Genomic DNA, 20,584 nt, shown 5'->3' on the forward strand with positions numbered 1-20,584 from the left:
AAAAATGACTCATTTAGAAAATAAAAATACAGATACTGAAGGAATCAACGGAAGTCAAATAAAAGATTCTGCATTTTCAAACCTAAAATATCTTTTGGTCGGGATCTTTTTTGGAATTGTCTTCGTAAAAGCAGAAATCATTAGTTGGTTTCGTATTCAGGAAATGTTTCAGTTGCAATCCTTCTTTATGTATGGCGTAATTGGAAGCGCGGTTGTGGTTGGAATAATTTCAATTCAATTGATTAAAAGATTTAATATTAAAACCATTCAGGGTGAAAAAATAGAAATTCAGCCCAAGACTTTCAGTAAAGGACAAATTTACGGTGGATTGATGTTTGGTTTTGGCTGGGCAATTACCGGAGCTTGTCCCGGACCTCTTTTCGCTCAAATAGGAACAGGAGTTACTGTAATTGTAGTTACTTTATTAAGTGCCATTCTGGGAACCTGGTTTTATGGGTTGATTAAAGATAAGTTGCCGCATTAGGATTTTTATCTTATTATATTACTATATCAAACCCGACAGGTTTTAAAAACCTGTCGGGTTTACTTTGAAGTTAAAGTACTGCTATCCTACTTTGTTTGCGCAAAAAGGCTTCGACTTCGCTCAGCCTGACAAAAAACAATATACTAAAAGGTTTTCTCGTATCATGTTCTTGCGTGAGGGATAGGAGCTAACTGCCGAAGCAGTGCGGATAGCCCGACAGCATTTAAGAAAAGGCCTTAATGAACGCAAAGTACATTAAGGCCTTTTTTTAAATGGTGGCACGCCCTACTCTTAAATTTATTTCTTTTAAATGTAATTATAACTCCACTCCTATTCATTCTAATTTATTTTGTTTCGTTAAGTTTGTTTTAGAAATAATAAACGCCGAAAACAAAATACCGCAAGATGAAACATTCAGAACAATTATTAAGATTAAAAAATACTGAAAACTGGGATGTAATTATAATAGGCGGCGGAGCTAGTGGTCTGGGAACTGCTCTGGATGCTGCAAGCAGGGGTTATAAAACAATTTTGGTTGAAGCCGTTGATTTTGCAAAAGGAACTTCGAGCAGGAGTACCAAATTAGTTCATGGAGGCGTACGTTATTTAGAACAAGGAGATATACACTTGGTGAAAGAAGCTTTGAAAGAAAGGGGCTTAATGGCAAAAAATGCAGGTCATTTAGTCAAAAATCAATCTTTTGTAATTCCAAATTACAACTGGTGGGGCGGTTCTTTTTACACCATCGGGTTAAAAATTTATGATTTTCTGGCTGGGAATTTAAGTTTGGGGCGATCAGAATATATTTCGAAGAAGAAAACTATTGAAATGCTTCCTAATGTAGAAGAAAATGGTTTGGTAAGCGGCGTGATTTATCATGACGGGCAATTTGATGATTCTCGTCTGGCTATTAATATTGCTCAGACTGCGATAGAAAAAGGAGCTTGCATTGTAAATTACATAAAGGCTGTAAATTTATTGAAAGACGATAAAAACCAGGTTGTTGGCGTTCAGGTACAAGATCACGAAACGGGCGATAAATATGAATTGAAAGGTGCTGTGGTTATTAATGCAACTGGCGTTTTTACAAATTCGATCATGAAACTAAACGATATGGTTTATAAAAAATATATCGTTCCGAGCCAAGGAATTCATCTTGTGTTTGATAAATCTTTTTTACCTGGCGATCATGCTTTAATGATTCCAAAAACCAGTGACGGACGAGTTTTATTTGCTGTGCCATGGCATAACCGAATTGTTGTAGGTACTACAGATACACTAATTAAAAAACACAGTTTAGAACCTATTGCATTAGAAAGTGAAATTGCATTTGTGTTAGAAACAGCACAGCGCTTTTTAGCAAAAAAACCAACAAGAGCAGATGTCTTATCCGTTTTTGCAGGTCTGCGTCCTTTAGCAGCGCCTAAGGAAGAAGGAAAAAGCACCAAAGAAGTTTCGAGAAGTCATAAGATTATTGTTTCAAAAACCGGACTGATAACCATTACGGGAGGAAAATGGACAACTTATAGAAAAATTGCCGAAGACATTATAAATAAAGCAATTAGTACCGGAAAACTCTCTAAAAAGCCGTGTATTACAGAGGATCTTGCCATTCATGGAAATAAAGTTACTACAAATTTAGACCGAAAAAGCCATTTATATATCTATGGTTCTGATATTTCTCAAATAATTGAATTACAGCAAAACGAACCGGAATTAAACGAAAAAGTACATCCAGATCATGAATTTACGATGGCAGAAGTGGTTTGGGCTATTCGACATGAAATGGCAAGAACTGTAGATGATATTTTAGCAAGACGCGTTCGCTTATTATTTTTAGATGCAAGAGCAGCAATTCAATCTTCAGAAAAAGTAGCAAGAGTGCTTGCTAAAGAACTTGGATGTAATGAATCGTGGGTAAATAAAGAAGTTTTGAACTTCAAAAAGATATCGAAAGGATTTCTACTGTCTGAATTTCAATAATTTTAATTTTAAAATATCGTTAAATATCAAATTATCAATATTTTACATTATAAAATATACTACTTTTATTTTCGTTTTTAAACAGGTTTCTTACACTTCAAAATCAATTTATTCTATTAACAAAAATTTAACATGACATTTGTATATACAACTATCAAAAGTTATACATTTGTATATACAAATTATACACTTACAACTATGACAATCGAAGAGGTTATAAAAAGTACAGTTAAGATGGATAATGCGAAAAAAGTTATTCTGAATATCATGTACACACAAAATGTGATTCAGGATCATTTCAATGAGTTGATAAGACCGTATGATTTATCTGGAGAACAATATAATGTGCTACGCATATTAAGAGGACAAAAAGGAAATCCTGCTAACATGTGTATGATACAGGAACGCATGCTGGCCAAAACAAGCAACACAACCCGATTGGTAGACAAATTATTATTGAAGGATTATGTTACGAGAAATGTTTGCCCGGGAAATAGACGAAAAATTGAAGTAGCCATAACCCAAAAAGGGTTAGACGTATTAAAAGAATTAGATCCGAAAGTAGATAAACATGAACACTTATTTGCTGAGAATATAAGTACTGAAGAATTAGAATTACTAAATCAATTATTAGAAAAATACCGAAATCAATAAAATTAATATTTATGAGTACATTATTAGAGAATTTAAACTGGAGATATGCAACAAAAAAGTTTGATGCAACAAAAAAAATATCTTCATCTGATTTAAATACTTTGAAAGAAGCTGTTAGATTAGCTGCTTCTTCATACGGACTACAACCTTACAAAGTTATTATTGTAGAAAATCCTGAAATCAGAGAGCAATTAAAAGCGGCTGCATACGGACAAACTCAGATTACAGATGCGTCGCAAATATTTGTATTTGCAAATGATTTAAATGCTGGCACGGAATCTGTAAGTGCATACATTAAGAACATTAGCGAAACAAGAGGAATTCCTACTGAGGCTTTAGGTGGTTTTGCAGACATGATGAATGGGGTAATTTCAAACTTATCTCAAGATGCTAAAAACATCTGGACAGCAAAACAAACTTATATCGCTTTAGGAACTCTGTTAGCAGCTGCAGCTGAATTAAAAATTGATGCAACGCCAATGGAAGGATTTAATGCTGCTGCATTTAATGAAATCTTAGGTTTCGATAAACTAGGTTTAAACGCTTCAGTTATTGCTACTGTAGGTTACAGACATGATGAGGACGACGCTCAGCATTTCAAAAAAGTTAGAAAATCACACGAAGAATTATTTATCACACTATAATTATTATTAATCCAAATTCAATTTAACAACATGAAAAATTTAAAAACAATTGCAATAGCATTATTCGTAGCAGTGGCTAGCGTTTCAGTAAACGCACAAACTAAACAAATCGACGTATCTTCTAGTACTATCAAATGGGTAGGTAAAAAAGTAACCGGAGAACACTCAGGAACAGTAAATTTCAAAGACGGATCTATCATTTTCAAAGGAAAAAAATTAACTGGTGGTAGTTTTACTGTTGACATGACTTCATTAACTTCTACTGATTTAACTGGAGAATACCAAGGAAAACTGAATGGTCACTTAAAAGCTGACGATTTCTTTGGAACTGACAAATATCCAACTTCAAAATTAGTTTTCAAAAAAATTGGAACTACGAAAACTGCTAATGTTTATGCTGTAACAGCTGATTTAACTATCAAAGGAATCACTAAACCAGTAGTTTTTAATCTTACTGTAAACCCAAATAGTGCTACAACTGCATTTAAAGTTGACAGAACTAAATACGATATCAAATACAACTCTGGTAACTTCTTCGAAAACTTAGGAGACAAAACTATCAATGATGATTTCGAATTAACTGTAGCTTTGAAATTCTAATATTTCACACTTACTAATTCATTATATTGAAGAAACCCTAATAGTTTGTGCTATTAGGGTTTCTTTTTTATATTATTTACAAAAATTTGATGTTATTAACGTTAAGGTAACACTTTCGTAATAACAGATGATTCTTTGATTAACATCTGCACTTTAATTTTGAGATATAAAAAAAATCAAAAAATTAGAAATGAAAATCAGAGTTATGAAAACAAAAATAAGCATTGCAGTTCTGAGCCTTCTAAGTACTTTTTTTCTTCAGGCACAACAAACAAAAGGAATAGTGGGGAATACTAACTGGCTGGCTAACTGGACCAATTTTAAACCTGCTAGTTTAGAATATAGCGAAGCTTCAAATATAATTGCAGGAACGATCGATAAGGACACAAAATTATTAAAACGCAATACTTACCAATTGGTTGGTGTGGTTTATGTAACTAACAATGCAGTTTTAACAATTGAGCCGGGAACTGTAATTCGTGGTGATGATAAAAGTTGTGGAACTCTTGTTATTACAAACGGTTCAAAAATAATTGCGGAAGGATTGGAAACTGATCCTATCGTTTTTACTTCAAATAAAGAAAAAGCAGACAGAAAGCCGGGAGATTGGGGCGGAATAATTATTATGGGAAAAGCTCCTATAAATAATCTGGGAGGTTTACACACTCTTCCTTTTGATTTAGAACCAGTTTTGAATCATTATGGAGGTCAGGATCCAGAGGACAATTCAGGTATTTTGAAATTTGTGAGAATTGAATTTTCAGGCAGAAAACTAAGTGCTTTGAAAGAACTAAACGGGCTTTCATTGGCCGGTGTTGGAAGAAAAACAGTTTTAAATAATATTCAGATAAGTTTTTCAAACGACGATTCATTCGAATGTTATGGCGGAGATTTAAACATGAGCAACTTAATATCGTACAGAACTACTGATGATGATTTCGATTTTACACAAGGAGCACAAATTAATATCAGTAATAGCATCGCGATTCGTCACCCATTTTCATCAGATATTTCAGGTTCAAGATGTTTTGAAGTCGATTCATATGATAAAATTGGAAATACTGATATGACTAAAAAAATGACTAAAATAAATGCGAGCAATATTACTTTGGTTAATTTAGAAGAAAACAATCAAGGTCTTGTGAGAGAGTCTCTTCATATTAGAGAAAACACGTATTTTAATATGACAAACAGTATCATTGCAGGTTTTTCTCCTTTTGCTTTATTAGAATCAAACGTGGGAAGCACACCAGAAAATTTATCTAAAATAACTTTCAAAAATTTGATCGTTAATAGTTGTAATGGCGGAATTACAAGTGAATCATCAAGTAATGATTCATCAATTCAAAGTTATTATAATAAACCGGAGTCAGGTATAAGTTATACTAGAATCAAAAACAGTGATTTGTTTATAATGCCGAATATCAAAGTAAACCCTGATTTTAGAGCAAATGTAAACAACACAATTGCAATTGGAAATTAAGTACTTAAAAAGTCATTTCTAATAAAATCTAACAAATTTCAGGATTTAGAAAAGTTTTTTTTGAAATTTTATGTATTCTAATCCAAATTACATTTATATCTTTGTGATATCAAAATAAGTTATGAAAACAATAATGAACAATACTTGGTGGTGGAAGAATTTACGTCAAACGTCGTGAACTAAGCTTCCTATGGTATTTTCAAAACTATAAATATAAAAGGCTTGTCATCACGACAAGCCTTTTTTTTTGGTCAAAACTTAAGCAGAAAATAATTAAAAACTAAAAAACGAATACTTTGAAACCTTTTATACTCAACACACATTACAAACAAATTCTGGCAGATACCATTACGCCAGTAAGTATTTATTTTAAAATAAGAGACAAATTTCCGAATAGTTTATTACTTGAAAGTAGTGATTATCACGGAAATGACAATAGTTTCTCCTACATATGCTGCAACCCGATTGCAACCATTAAAATTGAAAACGAAACTATTTCTAAAACTTTTCCTGACGGAACAACCAATAAAATTGCAATTGATGCTTCGACTAATATTCCGGAAGTAATTCAGGAATTTTCAAGTCAGTTTAAGTCTGAGAAAAACGATTTTAAATTCATAAATAATGGTTTATTTGGATACATTTCTTATGATGCCGTTCGTTATTTTGAGAAAGTTTCGATTGCTAAAAAAGACAACGCAACTTCAATTCCGGATGTTTTTTATGCAGTTTACCAAAACATTATCGCCATAAATCACTTTAAAAATGAAGCTTATATTTTTTGCCATAGTGTTGATGGAAGAAATAACATTTCTGAAATTGAGCAATTACTGCAATCCAGAAATATTGCTTCATACAAATTTACTAAAGAAGGCGAAGGTTTCTCTAATTTAACTGATGAAGAATTCAAACATAATGTGGCTTTGGCTAAGAAGCATTGTTTTAGGGGAGACGTTTTTCAATTGGTTTTATCGCGTCGATTTACACAAGGTTTTAAAGGCGATGAATTTAATGTTTACAGAGCTTTAAGAAGCATTAATCCTTCTCCTTATTTATTCTTTTTTGATTATGGCGATTTTAAAATATTTGGATCTTCGCCCGAAGCACAAATCATCGTAAAAAACAGAAAAGCCGAAATTCACCCAATTGCTGGAACTTTTAAAAGAACCGGAAACGACGAGCGTGATGCGCTTTTAGCCAAAGAACTTTCTGAAGATAAAAAAGAAAATAGCGAACACGTTATGCTTGTCGATTTGGCGAGAAATGATTTAAGCAGAAACGGTCATGATGTTAATGTTGAAAAATATAGAGAAGTACAGTTTTTCTCTCACGTAATTCACTTAGTTTCAAAAGTTACAGGTCATTTACATGAAAAAGCGACGACGATGCAAGTTGTTGCTGATACTTTTCCGGCCGGAACTTTAAGCGGAGCTCCAAAACACAGAGCCATGCAATTAATTGAAGATTACGAAAAAACAAATCGTAATTTTTACGGAGGTGCAATAGGTTTTATGGATTTTGAAGGCAACTTTAATCACGCAATTATGATTCGAACTTTCCTGAGTAAAAACCATCAATTGCATTGTCAGGCCGGCGCCGGAATCGTTGCAAGTTCTGATGAAGAAAGCGAAATGCAGGAAGTTTATAATAAATTAAGAGCTTTGAATACTGCGCTTGAAATGGCGGAGAAAATATAGTTTCAAATTGAAACCTTAAACCTTAAACAAAACTAAGACCTTATGAAAAATATAATTCCATTTGTTATTGCCATTGTATTATTCGCTTCATGCGAAACAAAGAAAGAATCAACAGCAATTCCGTTAATCGGAACCTGGCGTCTGATATCGGCCGAAACGACAGAAAAAGATTCAACATTCTCGACTTTCAATTCAAAAACAAAAATGATTAAAATTATAAATGATACCCATTTTGCTTTTTTCAATCATGATTTGAATAATGGCAAAGATTCAACAAATGCAGTTTTCTTTGGCGGAGGCGGAAAATATACTTTGAAAGATAGTGTTTACACCGAGAATCTGGAATATTTTAATAACCGTCAATGGGAAAATGGAAAGTTTGAGTTTGTAGTGAAAATTAAAAATGACACACTAACTCAAAAAGGAATCGAAAAAGTAGAAAAATTAGGAATCGACCGTATTATTACAGAAAAATACGTTAGAGAAAAATAGAAAATTTAGTTTAAAGTTTAAAGTTTCAGGTTCCAATAACTTGAAACAAAAAAAACCTGAAACCTGAAACAAAAACATACAATGAAAAAAATATTAGTTATAGACAATTACGATAGTTTCACTTATAATTTAGTGCACTATCTGGAAGATTTAAACTGCGAAGTAACCGTTTACAGAAACGACGAATTCGACATTGACGAAATCGCCAATTTTGATAAAATATTGCTTTCGCCAGGACCTGGAATTCCGGATGAAGCGGGATTATTAAAAGCCGTAATTGCAAAATATGCGCCAACGAAAAGTATTTTAGGCGTTTGTTTAGGTCAGCAAGCGATTGGGGAAGTTTTTGGCGGAACACTTTCGAACCTTGATAAAGTTTATCACGGCGTAGCTACAAATGTAAAAACCGTAGTTTCTGATGAAATTCTTTTTGAAGGTTTAGGAAATGAATTTGAAGTTGGAAGATACCATTCCTGGGTTGTTGATGCAAATTTACCAGAAGTTCTTGAAGCAACTTCAATCGACGAAAACGGACAAATTATGTCTTTAAGACACAAAACCTTTGATGTAAGAGGCGTTCAATTTCACCCAGAAAGCGTTTTGACTCCAAACGGAAAAAGAATATTGGAGAACTGGATTAAGAGTTAATTTATTTTGTTTCAGCTTTCAAGTTTAAGTTAAATCTGAAACAAAAGAAAAAAACTTAGCAACTCAAAACCTTAGCAACTTAGAATATTTAAAAAATGATTACAATTTCAGAAACCAGAGAAATCAATATCGATGATATACTGATTTTATACAAAGCAAATGAATGGAGTTCAGCAAATAAGCCAAACGAATTATATAACGCTCTTTTAAATTCAGAAACTTTAATTACAGCTTGGGAAGGAGAAAAGTTAGTTGGATTAGGAAATGCAATTTCTGATGGTCATTTAACGGTTTATTATCCACATTTATTGGTACTTCCGGATTATCAGGGAAAAGGAATTGGAAAATTGATTATGGACAAAATGCAGGAGAAATACGGTCACTTTCATATGCAAATGCTAACCGCTGATGGAAGATCTGTTGATTTCTACAAGAAAAATGGATTTGAAAGAGCCGGAAAAACAGAACCAATGTGGATTTATCAGGGAAATGAACATTAAAAAACATTATTCAGTCTCAGTTTTCAAAAAAACTTAGCAACACAGTCCCGAAGCTTCGGGATAGCAACTTAGAACCTTTAAAAGAATGAAAACAATATTAAACAAATTAATCAATCACGAAATTCTTTCGAAAGAAGAGGCTAAAAACGTATTGATTAATATTTCAAGCGGCAGTTATAACCCAAGTCAGATTTCAGCCTTTTTGACTGTATTTATGATGCGAAGCATTACCATCGACGAACTTTCAGGTTTTCGTGAAGCTTTATTAGAATTATGTGTTCGCGTTGATTTATCAGCTTACAATACGATCGATCTATGCGGAACGGGCGGTGACGGAAAAGATACTTTCAATATTTCGACTTTAGCTTCTTTTGTATCTGCAGGTGCGGGAATAAAAGTGGCAAAACATGGAAATTACGGAGTATCCTCAATTTCAGGATCAAGCAATGTCATGGAGAAAATGGGAATTAAATTCAGCAACGATGCTTCATTTTTAGAAAAATGTATCGACAAAGCGGGAATTTGCGTTTTGCACGCTCCCCTATTTCACCCTGCAATGAAAAATGTTGGACCAATACGTAAAGAATTAGCTGTAAAAACCTTTTTTAATATGTTGGGACCAATGGTAAATCCTTCATTTCCACAAAATCAATTGGTTGGTGTTTTCAATTTAGAATTAGCCCGAATTTATGCGTATTTATACCAAAGTACGAATGTCAATTTCACAATCCTGCATTCGCTTGACGGTTATGATGAAATTTCTCTAACAGGGCCAACCAAAACGATTTCAAATCATATGGAAGGCATGTTAAAACCGGAAGATTTTGGCGTTCGCCTTTTATCGCAAAGCGAAATCGAAGGCGGAAAAACCATCGAAGAATCTGCTGATATGTTTATCAATATTCTTTCAGGAAAAGGAAATGAAGCGCAGAATAATGTAGTTTGTGCAAATGCAGCAATGGCAATTGCAACCGTTACAAAATGTTCTCCTCTAGAAGGTTTTGAATTAGCGAAAGAAAGTTTATTGTCTGGAAAAGGGTTAAAAGCGTTAAATAAATTGAAAGATTTAATGATTTAAAGATTAAAAAATTATGACAAAATCTTTTGAAGAATTTGAGGTTTATAAAAAAGGAATTCAATTAGCTAAATTAATTTTTGATTTAATGAATAGTAAACCTTTTGAAAGAGAATTTGGATTCAAAGATCAAATAAAAAGAGCTGTTGTTTCCATCACAAATAATATTGCAGAAGGATCAGAATATAATAACAACAAGCAATTAATACGATATCTAAAAATTTCAAAAGGAAGTTGTGCAGAAGTCAGAAGTATGTTGATATTATGCAGAGAACTAAATTTTTGTAATCAATTAGAAATTCAAAAAAGTTATGATTTAAGTATTGAAATATCGCAGAACTTATCAAACTTCATAAAATATTTAAACACCAAAATAGATGCTTAATTTATAGATAATTTAATTTTTCAATCTTTAAGTTTTTCAATCTTTAAATTATAAAAACAATGAACATACTTGATAAAATAATATTTGATAAACAACGAGAAGTCGTTCTTAAAAAATCGATCATTCCGGTCTCGCAATTGGAAAATTCTGTATTTTTTGGAAGAGAAACCATTTCTTTGAGTCAAAAACTTAGAACCAGTTCAACAGGAATAATTGCCGAACACAAACGTCGTTCTCCTTCAAAATCGGTTATCAATCATAACTTTACGGTTGAAGAAGTGGTAAAAGGATATGAAAATGCAGGCGCTTGTGGAATTTCAGTTTTAACCGATGGAAAATATTTTGGTGGATCTTTAGACGATTTACTTTTAGCCAGAGCAAGTGTAAATATTCCGCTTTTGCGAAAAGAATTTATTGTTGATGAATATCAGATTTTAGAAGCAAAAGCTTTTGGAGCCGATTTGATTCTTTTGATTGCTGCGGTTTTAACTCGCGAAGAAATCAAATCTTTATCTAAATTTGCAAAGAAACTTGGTTTAGAAGTTTTATTGGAAGTTCACAATCAGGAAGAATTAGAAAAATCAATTATGCCCAGTTTAGACATGATTGGCGTAAATAACAGAAATTTAAAAACATTTGAAGTTAGCCTGGATTTCAGCAAACAACTGGCATCGCAAATTCCGAATGATTTCGTAAAAGTTTCTGAAAGCGGGATTTCAACAGTCGAGGCCATTTCAGAATTAAAACCTTACGGTTACAGCGGTTTTTTAATTGGAGAAAACTTCATGAAAACAGATAACGCAGGACAAGCAGCAACCGAATTTATAAAAAGCTTGCAATAAACACGAATTTCACAAATTAACACAAATTCAATTCGCGGAAATTCGTGTAATTCGTGACAAAAAAAAGCAAAGCTTTGCGAACTTAGCGTTTGTAAGCGGCAATCATATAATAAAAACTTAGCGCCCTTTGCGGTAAAAAAACAACACAATGAAACTGAAAATTTGCGGTATGAAATATCCCGATAATATAATCGAAGTGGGTAAACTCCTGCCCGATTATATGGGATTTATTTTCTGGGAAAACTCCGCTCGATATTTTAATGAAACGATTCCGGAACTAATAAAAACAATCAAAAAAGTGGGTGTTTTCGTAAACGAATCGGTTGAAAATATTATCGAAAAAATAAACAAACACGATTTGCAAGCGGTACAATTGCACGGAAATGAGTCTGTTGAATTTTGTCAGGATTTGAAAAATAAAATGGGTCATTCAATAGAAATCATAAAAGTATTTTCGGTTGCAAATGATTTTGATTTTGAAATCGTAAAACCATTTGAACCAGTCTGCGATTTCTTCCTGTTTGATACTAAAGGAAAATTGCCCGGCGGAAACGGAGCTACTTTTGAGTGGGAAATATTAAAAAAATACAAGTCTGACAAACCCTTCTTTTTGAGTGGCGGCATCGGAATCAATGAATTAAAAGCTATCGAAGAAATTTCAAAAAGTAATTTACCAATTTATGCTATCGATGTAAATAGTAAATTTGAAATTGAACCGGGACTTAAAAACAAAAATCTATTAAGCAATTTCAAACGAAAATTTGATGTTGCCAACTTTTAAAATTGAAATAAAATGAATTTTAATGTCAACGAAAAAGGATATTACGGAGAATTTGGAGGAGCTTATATTCCTGAAATGCTGTATCCAAATGTAGAAGAATTACGCCAGAATTATTTAAAAATAACAAGCGAACCCGATTTTAAAGCAGCGTTTGATCAATTGCTAAAAGATTACGTCGGGCGCCCGAGTCCGCTTTATTTTGCAAAACGTTTATCTGAAAAATACAACACTAAAGTTTATCTTAAAAGAGAAGACTTAAATCATACCGGAGCACATAAAGTTAACAACACCATCGGGCAAATATTAGTTGCAAAACGTTTAGGCAAAACAAGAATCATTGCCGAAACCGGCGCTGGCCAGCACGGCGTTGCAACCGCAACGGTTTGTGCTCTTATGGGAATGGAATGTATTGTTTATATGGGCGAAATTGACATTGCGCGTCAGGCTCCAAATGTGGCTCGTATGAAAATGCTAGGCGCAGAAGTTCGTCCGGCACTTTCGGGTTCAAGAACTTTAAAAGATGCCACAAACGAGGCAATCCGCGATTGGATTAATAATCCGGTTGACACGCATTATATTATCGGATCTGCGATTGGACCGCATCCTTATCCGGATATGGTGACGCGTTTTCAAAGTGTGATTTCTGAAGAAATAAAATGGCAGTTAAAAGAAAAAGAAGGTCGCGAAAATCCTGATTATGTTGTAGCTTGTATTGGTGGCGGAAGTAACGCTGCAGGAACTTATTATCATTTTCTGCACGAGCCAGAAGTGGGAATTATCGCTGTTGAAGCAGCCGGAAAAGGCGTCGATAGCGGACATAGCGCAGCAACAAGTAAATTAGGAAAAGTTGGTATTATTCACGGTTGCAAAACGCTTTTAATGCAAACTCCGGACGGGCAAATTACAGAACCGTATTCTATTTCTGCAGGATTAGATTATCCCGGAGTTGGGCCAATGCACGCGCATTTAGCACAAACCGTACGCGGCGAATTTTTCTCTGTTACTGATGATGATGCTATGAACGCAGGTTTACAACTTACTAAATTAGAAGGAATTATTCCGGCAATTGAAAGCGCACATGCCTTTGCTGTTCTAGATCAAAAGAAATTTAAACCGACAGATATTGTGGTGATAAGTCTTTCGGGGCGTGGCGATAAAGATTTAGACAATTATATTGAGTATTTTAAGTTGTAATAAAAGGAATGCAAAACAAACAACAAATTATGGAATATTTATTTTCTTACGGAACATTAAGATCGAAAGAAATTCAAATGCGGGTTTTTAATAAATTCTTAACCGGAACTCAGGACCAACTTCTTGGCTATAAACTAAAAAGCCTGCAAATAGAGGAAGAATTTGGAATGGCCGATTATGTTGTGGTAGTAGCAAGCGAGAATGCTTCGGATATTATTCATGGCGTTGCTTTTGCTGTTTCTAATGCAGATTTAGCTAAAGCCGATCAATTCGAATCTAACTCGTATAAAAGAGTTCAGGTAACATTGAAATCCGGAATTATTGCCTGGGTTTATATCGAAAATTTATAATTGTAAATATAAAACCATAAAATGATTTTAGCAGCAGCACAAACAAAACCAACACGAGGCAATATTGATGCTAATTTATCTGATCATTATCGTCTTATTGAATTGGCAGTGCAAAATAGAGCACAATTAATTGCATTTCCTGAATTATCTATTACAGGTTATGAAAGAGAAAATGCACAGCAATTGGCTTTCAAAAAAGATGACTCACGTTTGGATCATTTGAAAAAATTAGCTGTTGAAAATAACATTATAATTATTGCCGGCGCGCCAATTGAGATTGAAGATCAATTATTTATTGGTGAATTTATAATTTCTCCGAATAATTCGGTTGCGGTTTATACCAAACAGTTTTTGCACGAGGGCGAAGATGAATTTTTTCAATCTTCTTTTGATTATAATCCGATGATTACTATTGAAGATCAGAAGATTTCGTTTGCTATTTGTGCCGATATTGACAATCCGCTTCATCCGGAAAATGCCAGCAAAAAAGAAACTGATATTTACATTGCAAGTATCTTCTTTTCTCCAAACGGAATTCCGAATGCTCATCGCGATTTACAAAACTACGCTCAAAAACATAAAATGAATGTTTTGATGTCTAATTTTAGTGGAGAATCGTGGGGATATCCTTCTGGTGGAAAAAGTGCTTTTTGGAATAACAAAGGAGAATTGGTTGCTGAAATGAATGATTCAGATTCCGGATTATTATTGATAGAAAATCAGAATGATAATTGGACGAATCGAGTTGTGAAAATTTAAAAATAATGCCACAGATGAAAAGATTAAAAAGATTTTTGTTTCACGCAGATTCTGCAGATTAAAGAAGATTTAATTAAAAAGAGTTTAAAAAAATCTACGCAAATCGGCTTAAATCAATTTAAATCTGCGTGAAAATTTCAACTAACTATCAGTAGAAGTCTTTTTATCTGTGGCAAGAAAACTTAACATACCTAACAGGATTTGAAAACCTTTTAGGATATAAAATAAAACAAATGAACAGAATAACTCAAAAATTACAAGAAGATAAAAAGATACTTTCTATTTATTTTTCGGCCGGATATCCTAACTTAAATGATACAGTTCAAATCATTCAGGATTTAGAAAAAAATGGTGTTGATTTAATCGAAATTGGTTTACCTTTTAGTGATCCTTTGGCTGATGGCCCAACAATTCAGGCGAGTTCTACAAAAGCGCTTAATAACGGAATGACAACTCAAATTTTATTTGATCAGCTGAAAAACATCCGCGAAAGCGTAAATATTCCGTTGATTATTATGGGATATTTTAACCCTATGTTGCAATATGGTGTGGAAGCTTTTTGTGCAAAATGTGCTGAAATTGGTATCGATGGTTTAATTATTCCTGATTTACCAGTTGATGTGTATGCCGATGAATACAAAGCTATTTTCGAAAAATACGGTTTAATTAATGTGTTTTTAATTACACCTCAAACTTCAGACGAACGTATTCGTTTTATTGACAGCGTTTCAAACGGATTTATTTATATGGTAAGTTCTGCAAGTGTTACGGGTTCTCAATCAGGATTTGGAAATGTTCAAGAAGATTATTTCGAGAGAATATCCAACATGAATTTAAAAAATCCTCAAATTATAGGTTTTGGTATTTCAAATAAAGAAACATTCAATCAGGCAACAAAATTTGCAAAAGGTGCTATTATTGGAAGTGCTTTTATTAAACATTTGAGTGAAAGTGGTTCTGGGAAAATTAGGGCATTTGTTGGGGAAATTAGATAACTGTATGCAATAAAAATTTTGTTTGTCATTTCGAGAATGACAAAACAGACTGATAAAGCTGAAATACTAAGTATTTCAGCTTTTTTTATGCTCGAAAATCACTAAACCGTTTTCTGTTAATTTTATGTTAAACAAAAATTAAACAAGCGTTTAATTTAAACACTTGTTTAATTTTGTACTCGAATAGAAACAATACCATGTCAAACATCGAATTAAACGATAAAAAAATTCAGATTCTGGAAGTAGCGCAAAGGTTATTTTCTGAGAAAGGATTTGAAGGTACATCGATACGAGATATCTCTAAAGAGGCAAAAATTAATATTGCCATGGTTTCGTATTATTTTGGTTCAAAAGAGATGCTACTTGAAGCTTTAATTCTCTACAAAACTTCTGATTTAAAATTACAACTCGAAAATTTACTACAGGAAAATCTCGAACCTATTGAAAAAGTCAATAAATTAATCGAAATTTACATTAATAAAATTAGCTGTAACAAGGGGATTTTCAGGGTTTTACATTTCGAACTAAACTCAAAGAAGAGAGAAAAAAGCATGATTGCATTTACAGAGTTAAAAAAAGGAAACTTAAGATCTGTGGAAAGCATTATTACCCAAGGCCAATCTCAAGGTGTCTTTAGAAAAGATATTATAATTCCGCTTCTTACGCCTACTATCATCGGAACTTATTTTCACTTTCATATGAATAAACCTTTTTTTGAGGAATTATTAAATTTAAATACGGAGGAAATGTATAACAATTACATTAAAACCAGTCTTACAAAGCACATTCAACAAACTATAAAAGCTCTACTTGTTTATGAAAATTAATCAATTAATGCTCTTTGGGATTTTCTTTATCGGAATTTCATCAATAGAAGCGCAAGAAAAAACAAGTTTAACCTTAGACGAAGCCGTAAAAATGGCTTGGGAAAAAAGTAACGAAGTTACGCTTGCCAATACTAAGGTAAACACAAAAAAATACGAATTATCAACGGTTAAAAACAATCAATACCCGGATCTTAAAATTTCCGGTCAATACCAAAGATTGACAAAAGCTTCGATTGATATGCCAAATCAGGGAGAAAGTGCTTCTTTAGCATCTCCTGATCGTGCGATGATAGGAATGGCTAATTTAAGCCTGCCTCTTTTTTCAGGATTTAAAATTCACAATAGCATTGAGGCATACGATAATTTATATGAAGCGGAAAGTGCTAATGCTGCCAAAACAAAAGAAGATGTTGCATTAAGAGTAATCACTTATTATACTGCTTTGTACAAAGCTCAAAAAACTTTGGATGTTTTAAATGAAAATCAAAAAAGCGCTAAACAACGTGTTACTGATTTTACAGAGTTAGAGAAAAACGGAATTATTCCGAGAAATGATTTATTAAAATCACAGTTATTGGTTTCAAAAACACAATTATCTATTGATGAAGCTACTAACAATCTTAATACTATCAATTTTTATTTAACTACTTTATTAAAGTTAGATCCAAATACTAAATTGCAGGTTAATGAAGATGATTTCTTCAGTCTAAAAACGAATAATGCACCAACATCTGATGCACTAGCATTGCAAAACAGAAAAGATTTGGAAGCACTTCGTTTTCAACAAAAGGCTTCAGAAGCGAATATTAAAGTAGCAAAAGCTGCTTATTATCCTTCTATTGCATTGCTTGGAGGTTATACGGCATTAGATCTTAAAGATATTATTACTGTAAAATATGCAATGAACTTTGGTTTAGGTTTAACGTATGATTTATCCGGAATTTACAAAAACAGCGCTCACGTAAAAGAAGCAGAAAGCAGAGCTTTAGAAGTTAAAAATACCGAAGCTATTGTTACGGATCGTATTAAAAATGAAGTTCAGCAATCTATTGAAGATTATGATTTGGCAATAAATCAAAGTTTGGTTTATGATGAAGCGCTTCAACAAGCATCTGAAAACTACAGACTTGTAAAAGATAAATTCGACAACGGTTTAGCTGACACCAATGATTTAGTTGAAGCTGATGTTGAAAATTTAAGTGCCAAAATTAATACAGCAGTATCTAAAGCAAACATTATTCAAAAATATTACGAATTATTATCCGTATCAGGACAATTATCACAATCATTCAATCTTTCTAAAATATAATCGATAGCTCTCATGGAAAAGAAAAAAACAAATACTAAATTCATTATTATAATAACCGTATTGATTTTAGTGGGCGGAACTTACGGAATAACAAAATACATGCACTCATTAGCTCACGAAGAAACTGATGATGCTCAGATCGAGAAAAAAATGAACCCAATTATTCCGAGAGTTTCAGGATATATTAGCAAGGTTTATGTAAAAGATAATGATTTTGTAAAAAAAGGAGATACTTTATTTACTATCGATAAAAGAGATTATCAATTGAAAATTGACGAAGCAAATGCTGCTTTGTTAGGTGCTGAAGGTCAATACGAAGCTGCAAAAGCTGATATTGGAAGCGCGTATGCAAGTATTTCTGTTTCTGATGCTCAATTGAGATCTGCCGGTGGTTCTATCGAAAGTGCTAAAATCAGATTAAGACAAGTTACAAACGATTTTAATCGTTACAATAATTTGTACAAAACGCATACCATTACAAAACAACAATTTGAACAAGCTCAGACTGCAAAAGACGAAGCCGAAAATCAAGTACGTGTTTTAGAACAACAACAAAGAGCAAGTTCTTACCAAAAATCGGTAATTCAATCGAAATCTAAAGTTTCTGATAAGCAAACAGAAGTTGCTTCAGCTAACATCAAAAAAGCAAAAACAATGCTTGATGTTGCTCATTTAAATCTTAGCTACACTGTTGTAACTGCAGCAATTGATGGTCAGGTTTCTAAAGTAGATATTCAGCCAGGACAATTGGTTCAGCCAGGTCAATCTTTGTTTTACATTATCAATAATACAGAAGCTTGGGTTGTTGCCAATTTTAAAGAAACACAATTGAACAAAATGGTTGTGGGACAAAAAGTAAGTTTAAAAGTTGATGCATATCCAAATTATGAATTTAAAGGTACTTTAACATCATTTTCTCCTGCTACAGGATCTCGTTTTTCATTATTACCTCCAGATAATGCTACAGGTAACTTCGTAAAAACAATTCAAAGATTACCGGTAAAAATTAGTTTAGATGCATCTAATGATGCTGAAAAAGTAAAATTATTGAGACCAGGAATGAATGTTGACGTAGACGTACATTTAAAATAAAATAATGACAGCAGTACAAGGAGAAGACGATTTAGTAGAATACGGTTACAGACGTGTCATCATTACGATTACAGCAGTACTTTGTGCCTTGCTGGAAATTGTAGATACCACAATTGTAAACGTAGCGCTAACAGACATGCGAGGTAGCCTTGGTGCTACTTTGACTGATGTAGCTTGGGTAATTACAGCATACGCTATTGCGAATGTTATTGTAATTCCGATGACAAGTTGGCTTTCGCAACAATTTGGAAGACGTAATTATTTTGTGGCTTCTATCATAATATTTACCGTCTGTTCTTTTTTATGCGGAAACGCCAGTAATATTTGGGAACTGGTAGCTTTTAGGTTCGTACAAGGTATGGGCGGAGGAGCATTATTAGTAACTGCCCAAACGATTATTACCGAAAGTTATCCCGTTGCAAAACGTGGTATGGCGCAAGCTATTTACGGAATGGGAGTAATTGTTGGCCCTACTCTTGGTCCGCCTTTGGGAGGATATTTAGTAGATCATTACTCTTGGCCTTATATTTTTTATATCAATATTCCGTTAGGAATTATAGCAACAATTTTGGCTATTAGTTTCGTAAGAAGCCCGAAATACGGAGAAAAATTAAAAGCAAATCAGGTTGACTGGTGGGGAATTGTATTGTTAACCGCTTTTATTGGATCGCTGCAATTTGTTTTGGAACACGGACAACAAGATGACTGGTTTAATGATTCGCTTATTGTAACATTAAGTGTTGTTACCGTTCTTGGATTGGTTTTATTTATTTGGAGGGAGCTCACATACAAACATCCAATTGTAAATTTAAGTGTTTTAAAAGATGGGAATTTAAGAATAGGAACCGTAATGTGTTTTATTCTTGGTTTCGGTTTATACGGATCAACCTTAATTATTCCAATTTACACGCAATCTATTTTAGGATGGACGGCGACTGATGCAGGATTATTGTTGATTCCGGGTTCGATTACCACGGCGATCATGATGCCATTTGTTGGAAATATGATTCAGAAAGGTGTGCCTCAGGGCTATATGGTTGGAGTTGGATTTTTAGTTTTCTTCTTCTTTACCTTCATGATGCAGACGCGCATGACACCTGATACTGGTGTAGAACATATGTACTGGCCTTTAATTTTAAGAGGAATTGGTTTAGGATTACTTTTTGTACCTATTACAACACTTTCACTTTCAACATTAAAAGGAAAAAATATTGGTGAAGGAGCTGCTTTTACCGGAATGATGCGTCAATTAGGAGGATCATTTGGTATCGCGATTATAACAACTTTTATTACCCGTTTTAGCCAGGAACACAGAGTAAATTTATTGACGAATTTAGATCCTGCAAAATACGATGTTCAGCAACGTATTGCCGGAATGCAACAAGCATTTATGTCAAAAGGATATAGTGCCGATGTTGCCCTTAAAAAAACCTATCAGGCTTTAGAATATTCAGTAATGAAACAAAGTACTGTAATGTCATACATAGATATTTTCATGTATTTAGGAATCATGTTCTTATGCTGTATACCAATTATCCTTTTTATTAAAAAAGGGAAAAACAAGATTAATCCTGCTGATGCAATGCATTAATAATAATTATAATAATTGATTTATAATACGAAAAAGCCGAGTTATTAATTTAACCCGGCTTTTTTTATTTTATTTTTAAAATTGAAGGGATTAAAATCCCTACCTACAATATGGCTCGAGTCTCCGACTCTTTTCAAAACCAAAATATAAAACCTTTGAATCTTTGCCACTTTGAGCCTTTGTACCTAAAAAACCTTAG

22 protein-coding genes are annotated in these 20,584 nt (G+C 33.3%); all 22 read left to right on the forward strand.

The genetic code is table 11. From position 1 onward, the window contains the following. The first annotated feature begins 4 nt into the window (after positions 1-4). The 22 genes from EV143_RS15605 (at position 5) to EV143_RS15710 (ending at position 20,385) form a co-directional block, all read left to right on the forward strand. Positions 5-484: a DUF6691 family protein gene (locus EV143_RS15605; protein WP_133508876.1), complete on the forward strand. Its 480-nt coding sequence runs from the start codon at positions 5-7 to the stop codon at positions 482-484. Between the two features lie 405 nt (positions 485-889). Further along, complete coding sequence (locus EV143_RS15610) at positions 890-2,467, forward strand: glycerol-3-phosphate dehydrogenase/oxidase (protein WP_133508877.1); 1,578 nt, start codon at positions 890-892, stop codon at positions 2,465-2,467. Positions 2,468-2,665: 198 nt separating this feature from the next. Continuing rightward, the gene (locus tag EV143_RS15615; protein ID WP_133509066.1) at positions 2,666-3,121 is read left to right on the forward strand and encodes a MarR family winged helix-turn-helix transcriptional regulator; all 456 of its coding nucleotides are present in this window, start codon (positions 2,666-2,668) and stop codon (positions 3,119-3,121) included. 11 nt (positions 3,122-3,132) lie between these two features. Continuing rightward, entirely contained in the window at positions 3,133-3,765 is a 633-nt protein-coding gene (locus EV143_RS15620; protein WP_133508878.1) for an NAD(P)H-dependent oxidoreductase, read from the forward strand. 30 nt (positions 3,766-3,795) lie between these two features. Then, the gene (locus tag EV143_RS15625; RefSeq protein ID WP_133508879.1) at positions 3,796-4,365 is read left to right on the forward strand and encodes a YceI family protein; all 570 of its coding nucleotides are present in this window, start codon (positions 3,796-3,798) and stop codon (positions 4,363-4,365) included. A gap of 205 nt (positions 4,366-4,570) precedes the next feature. Continuing rightward, positions 4,571-5,848, forward strand: coding sequence for a hypothetical protein (locus EV143_RS15630; protein ID WP_133508880.1), 1,278 nt, complete (start codon positions 4,571-4,573; stop codon positions 5,846-5,848). Between the two features lie 296 nt (positions 5,849-6,144). Further along, positions 6,145-7,545: an anthranilate synthase component I family protein gene (locus EV143_RS15635; protein WP_133508881.1), complete on the forward strand. Its 1,401-nt coding sequence runs from the start codon at positions 6,145-6,147 to the stop codon at positions 7,543-7,545. A 42-nt stretch (positions 7,546-7,587) separates the two neighbouring features. Further along, positions 7,588-8,037 carry a hypothetical protein gene (locus EV143_RS15640; protein ID WP_133508882.1) on the forward strand — a complete coding sequence of 150 codons (450 nt, stop codon included), beginning with the start codon at positions 7,588-7,590 and terminating at the stop codon, positions 8,035-8,037. Positions 8,038-8,118: 81 nt separating this feature from the next. Further along, entirely contained in the window at positions 8,119-8,685 is a 567-nt protein-coding gene (locus tag EV143_RS15645; protein WP_133508883.1) for an anthranilate synthase component II, read from the forward strand. 95 nt (positions 8,686-8,780) lie between these two features. Beyond that, positions 8,781-9,185, forward strand: coding sequence for a GNAT family N-acetyltransferase (locus EV143_RS15650; RefSeq protein WP_133508884.1), 405 nt, complete (start codon positions 8,781-8,783; stop codon positions 9,183-9,185). 85 nt (positions 9,186-9,270) lie between these two features. Beyond that, complete coding sequence (gene trpD, locus EV143_RS15655) at positions 9,271-10,263, forward strand: anthranilate phosphoribosyltransferase (RefSeq protein ID WP_133508885.1); 993 nt, start codon at positions 9,271-9,273, stop codon at positions 10,261-10,263. A gap of 13 nt (positions 10,264-10,276) precedes the next feature. Beyond that, on the forward strand, positions 10,277-10,645 hold the full coding sequence (locus EV143_RS15660; protein ID WP_133508886.1) for a four helix bundle protein: 369 nt from the start codon (positions 10,277-10,279) through the stop codon (positions 10,643-10,645). Between the two features lie 59 nt (positions 10,646-10,704). Beyond that, positions 10,705-11,487 carry an indole-3-glycerol phosphate synthase TrpC gene (gene trpC, locus EV143_RS15665; RefSeq protein ID WP_133508887.1) on the forward strand — a complete coding sequence of 261 codons (783 nt, stop codon included), beginning with the start codon at positions 10,705-10,707 and terminating at the stop codon, positions 11,485-11,487. A 148-nt stretch (positions 11,488-11,635) separates the two neighbouring features. Next, positions 11,636-12,268, forward strand: a complete 633-nt coding sequence (locus EV143_RS15670) for a phosphoribosylanthranilate isomerase (protein ID WP_133508888.1) — start codon at positions 11,636-11,638, stop codon at positions 12,266-12,268. Positions 12,269-12,280: 12 nt separating this feature from the next. After that, complete coding sequence (gene trpB, locus EV143_RS15675) at positions 12,281-13,462, forward strand: tryptophan synthase subunit beta (protein WP_133508889.1); 1,182 nt, start codon at positions 12,281-12,283, stop codon at positions 13,460-13,462. Between the two features lie 29 nt (positions 13,463-13,491). Beyond that, entirely contained in the window at positions 13,492-13,812 is a 321-nt protein-coding gene (locus tag EV143_RS15680; RefSeq protein WP_133509067.1) for a gamma-glutamylcyclotransferase family protein, read from the forward strand. Positions 13,813-13,833: 21 nt separating this feature from the next. Continuing rightward, the gene (locus EV143_RS15685; protein ID WP_133508890.1) at positions 13,834-14,571 is read left to right on the forward strand and encodes a carbon-nitrogen hydrolase family protein; all 738 of its coding nucleotides are present in this window, start codon (positions 13,834-13,836) and stop codon (positions 14,569-14,571) included. A gap of 233 nt (positions 14,572-14,804) precedes the next feature. Next, complete coding sequence (trpA, locus tag EV143_RS15690; protein WP_133508891.1) at positions 14,805-15,566, forward strand: tryptophan synthase subunit alpha; 762 nt, start codon at positions 14,805-14,807, stop codon at positions 15,564-15,566. A gap of 197 nt (positions 15,567-15,763) precedes the next feature. Beyond that, positions 15,764-16,393 carry a TetR/AcrR family transcriptional regulator gene (locus EV143_RS15695; RefSeq protein WP_133508892.1) on the forward strand — a complete coding sequence of 210 codons (630 nt, stop codon included), beginning with the start codon at positions 15,764-15,766 and terminating at the stop codon, positions 16,391-16,393. Then, positions 16,383-17,702: a TolC family protein gene (locus tag EV143_RS15700; protein ID WP_133508893.1), complete on the forward strand. Its 1,320-nt coding sequence runs from the start codon at positions 16,383-16,385 to the stop codon at positions 17,700-17,702. Before EV143_RS15695 ends, EV143_RS15700 begins: the two co-directional genes overlap by 11 nt. 12 nt (positions 17,703-17,714) lie before the next feature. After that, entirely contained in the window at positions 17,715-18,794 is a 1,080-nt protein-coding gene (locus tag EV143_RS15705) for an HlyD family secretion protein (RefSeq protein WP_133508894.1), read from the forward strand. 4 nt (positions 18,795-18,798) lie between these two features. Next, entirely contained in the window at positions 18,799-20,385 is a 1,587-nt protein-coding gene (locus tag EV143_RS15710) for an MDR family MFS transporter (protein WP_133508895.1), read from the forward strand. Positions 20,386-20,584 lie beyond the last annotated feature (199 nt).

Source organism: Flavobacterium chryseum (assembly GCF_004362015.1).
Lineage (GTDB): Bacteria > Bacteroidota > Bacteroidia > Flavobacteriales > Flavobacteriaceae > Flavobacterium.